Genomic DNA, 3,771 nt, shown 5'->3' with positions numbered 1-3,771 from the left:
CGTGTCCGAGGCCGGTGGCCAGGCGTTGTACGAGGTCGTGGGCCGCGTCGGGGATCACCGTTCCGGGTGGGAAGACGGCGGTCGCGCCCATCTCCAGCAGGGTGGGTACGTCCTGTGGGGGGATGACTCCGCCGACGACGATCATGATGTCCTCGCGGCCTTCCTGGGCGAGCTGTTCGCGCAGTGCGGGGACGAGGGTGAGGTGGCCGGCGGCCAGCGAGGAGACACCGACGATGTGGACGTCGGCTTCGACGGCCTGGCGGGCGACTTCGGCCGGGGTCTGGAACAGCGGGCCGACGTCGACGTCGAAGCCGAGGTCGGCGAAGGCGGTGGCGATGACTTTCTGGCCGCGGTCGTGGCCGTCCTGGCCCATCTTGGCCACCAGGATGCGCGGACGGCGGCCCTCGGCCTCGGCGAAGGCGTCGACCAGGGTGCGGGTGCGGTCCACGGAGGGGGACTGGCCGGCTTCGTTGCGGTACACGCCGGAGATGGTACGGATCTGGCTCGCGTGCCGCCCGTACACCTTTTCCAGGGCGTCGGAGATCTCTCCGACGGTGGCTTTGGCGCGGGCGGCGTGCACGGCGAGTTCCAGCAGGTTGCCGTTGCCGTTGCGGTCGGCGGCGCGGGTGAGGGCGTGGAGTGCGTCCTGGCAGGCGGTCTCGTCGCGTTCCGCGCGCAGCCGTCGCAGCTTTTCGATCTGCTGGGCGCGTACGGAGGAGTTGTCGACCTTCAGGACCTCGATCTGCTCGTCGGCTGCGGTGCGGTACTTGTTCACGCCGATCACGGGCTGGCGGCCGGAGTCGATGCGGGCCTGGGTGCGGGCCGCGGCCTCCTCCACGCGCAGTTTGGGGATGCCGGCGTCGATGGCCTGGGCCATGCCGCCGGCCTGTTCGACTTCCTGGATGTGCTGCCAGGCCCGCCGCGCCAGGTCGTAGGTCAGCTTCTCGACGTAGGCGCTGCCGCCCCAGGGGTCGATGACCCGTGTGGTGCCGGACTCCTGCTGGATGAGCAGCTGGGTGTTGCGGGCGATGCGGGCGGAGAAGTCGGTGGGCAGGGCGAGGGCCTCGTCGAGGGCGTTGGTGTGCAGCGACTGGGTGTGGCCCTGGGTGGCCGCCAGCGCCTCCACGCAGGTGCGGGTGACGTTGTTGAACACGTCCTGCGCGGTCAGTGACCAGCCGGAGGTCTGCGAGTGGGTGCGCAGGGACAGCGACTTGGTGTTCTGGGGGCCGAACTGCTTGACCAGTTTCGCCCACAGCAGGCGGGCCGCGCGCAGTTTGGCGATCTCCATGAAGAAGTTCATGCCGATCGCCCAGAAGAACGACAGCCGGGGGGCGAACGCGTCCACGTCCAGGCCCGCCTCCCGCCCGGCGCGGATGTACTCCACGCCGTCGGCGAGGGTGTAGGCCAGCTCCAGATCGGCCGTCGCGCCGGCCTCCTGGATGTGGTAGCCGGAGATCGAGATGGAGTTGTAGCGCGGCATCCGCTGCGAGGTGTACGCGAAGATGTCGGAAATGATCCGCATCGACGGCTTCGGCGGGTAGATGTAGGTGTTGCGGACCATGAACTCCTTGAGGATGTCGTTCTGGATGGTCCCCGCCAGCTTCTGCGGCGCCACCCCCTGCTCCTCGGCCGCCACGATGTACAGCGCCAGCACCGGCAGCACGGCGCCGTTCATCGTCATCGACACCGTCATCCTGTCCAGCGGGATCCCGTCGAACAGCTGCCGCATGTCGTAGATCGAGTCGATGGCCACACCCGCCATGCCGACATCACCGGTCACCCGCGGGTGGTCGCTGTCGTAACCGCGGTGCGTGGGCAGGTCGAAAGCGACGGACAGGCCCTTCTGGCCGGCCGCCAGATTCCGCCGGTAGAAGGCGTTGGACTCCTCGGCAGTGGAAAAACCCGCGTACTGGCGGATGGTCCAGGGCTGGTTGACGTACATCGTCGGATACGGGCCGCGCAGATACGGCGCGATACCCGGATAAGTGCCCAAAAAGTCCAGGCCCTCGAGGTCCCGCCCGGTGTAGAGCGGCTTGACCGCGATACCCTCCGGAGTCTCCCACAGCAGGTCGTCACCGCCGGCCGCCTTCTTCACCGCCGCACGCCACTCGTCCGCACCGCCGCCGGACGCCGGCGCGCCCAGCTCAATGCCGCGGAAGTCGGGAACGGACATCAGGACACTCCCATCCGGTCAAGGGTCGCGCACAGCACGGCGACCGCGTCACAGCCCGCGAACACATACGTGTCGACACCCGCATACGGCCCCGGCCTGCCCGCGAGGAACACATGCCCGGCGCCCGCCTCGCGCAGCGCGGCCGCCGTGGACTCGGCCTGCCCCGCATACAGCTCGTCACTGGAACACAGACACACCTCACTCGCCCCGCTCCCCGCGAACGAGCCCTCCACGACAGGCTCGATCCCGCCCGCCTGGAAAAAGTTGGCGGCAAAGGTGAGCCGCGCGGTGTGCGCGGCGGCCGGACCGAACGCGGCCAGGAACACACGGGGCCGGGCGCCGGTCGCGGCAAGATGAGCATCGGAACGAGCCCGCAACACCTCGAAGGCATCGTCCCGCCGCACCCGGGGCAGACCCCCGGACAACGGCTGGGGAGCCGCCCGGCGCACCACCGGCTTCTCACCCAGATACGGAAACTCACTCACACCCGTGACCGGCTCACGCCGCGTGACGAGCCCCGCACTGCGCACCGACCAGGTCTCCGCCAGCCGCTCACGGACCCAGCCCGAACGCAGAGCCGCCGCCTGACCCCCCTGCCGCTCGATCTCCTGGAAAAACCGCCAGCCCGCATGAGCCAGTTCATCGGTCAGCCGCTCCACATACCAAGAACCGCCCGCCGGGTCGACCACCCGCGACACATGCGACTCCTCGATCAGAATCGTCGACGTGTTACGGGCGATCCGACGCGCGAACGCATCCGGCAGACCCAGCGCATGATCGAACGGCAGCACGCTCACAGCATCCGCACCACCGACACCGGCCGCCAGCGCGGCCACCGTCGTCCGCAGCATGTTCACCCACGGATCACGACGAGTCATCATCACCGGCGAGGTCACGACATGCTGCACCTGCGCACCCCACCCACCACTCACCTCAGCCACCCGCGCCCACAGCCGACGCGCCGCCCGCAGCTTGGCAATCGTCAGGAACTGGTCAGCAGTGGCCGCGAAACGGAACTCCAGCTGCCCACACGCCTCCGCCACACCCAGACCCGCCCCGGACAGCTCCCGCAGGTACGCCACACCCGTCGCCAGCGCACAGCCCAGCTCCTGCGCCGCCGACCCGCCCGCCTCGTGATACGGCAGCGCATCCACCGTCACCGCCCGCAGCCCCGGATACCGGCCAGCACACCGCCGCGCCAGCTCCCCCACACCCACACCGTCGTACCCCTGCCCGGTACGGGCCTCAAAACCCAGCGGGTCCGCACCCAGATTGCCGCGCGCCGCCCCGGCCGCCACACCCCGCTCCGCATACAGCCCCAGCAGCTCCCGCGCCGCCTCCCCGCACTCACCCCCGGCGTCCAGGACGACGGGCGCCAGATCGAGGAGAACACCGTCAAGCACCCGGCCGAGCGAGGACACCGGCAGGCCGCCCTCGCCGACGACCAGCCAGAGCGAGGTGACCCCGTTCTCCAGATCAGCAAGGACCGCACCGTCGTCGACAGCAGCGTGGCGCTGTCGCACGTCCCAGCCGCCGAGGGCGTTCCCCTCGGCCCGGGCACCCCGTACGAAGGGCGCGAAACCGGGAAGGCCGGCATC

General features: G+C 69.8%; 2 protein-coding genes. Both read right to left on the bottom strand.

Features of this window, described 5'->3' with window-relative positions; genetic code table 11:
* On the bottom strand, positions 1-2,173 hold a 2,173-nt coding region (gene scpA / locus ACFF45_RS35055), incomplete at its 3' end, for a methylmalonyl-CoA mutase (RefSeq protein ID WP_381351073.1).
* On the bottom strand, positions 2,173-3,771 hold a 1,599-nt coding region (locus ACFF45_RS35050), incomplete at its 5' end, for a methylmalonyl-CoA mutase family protein (protein ID WP_381351072.1). The genes ACFF45_RS35050 and scpA, both read right to left, overlap by 1 nt.

It is taken from the genome of Streptomyces cinereospinus (assembly GCF_042430725.1).
In the GTDB taxonomy this organism is placed as follows: domain Bacteria; phylum Actinomycetota; class Actinomycetes; order Streptomycetales; family Streptomycetaceae; genus Streptomyces; species Streptomyces cinereospinus.
This window is presented reverse-complemented; position numbering and strand designations above follow the sequence as displayed.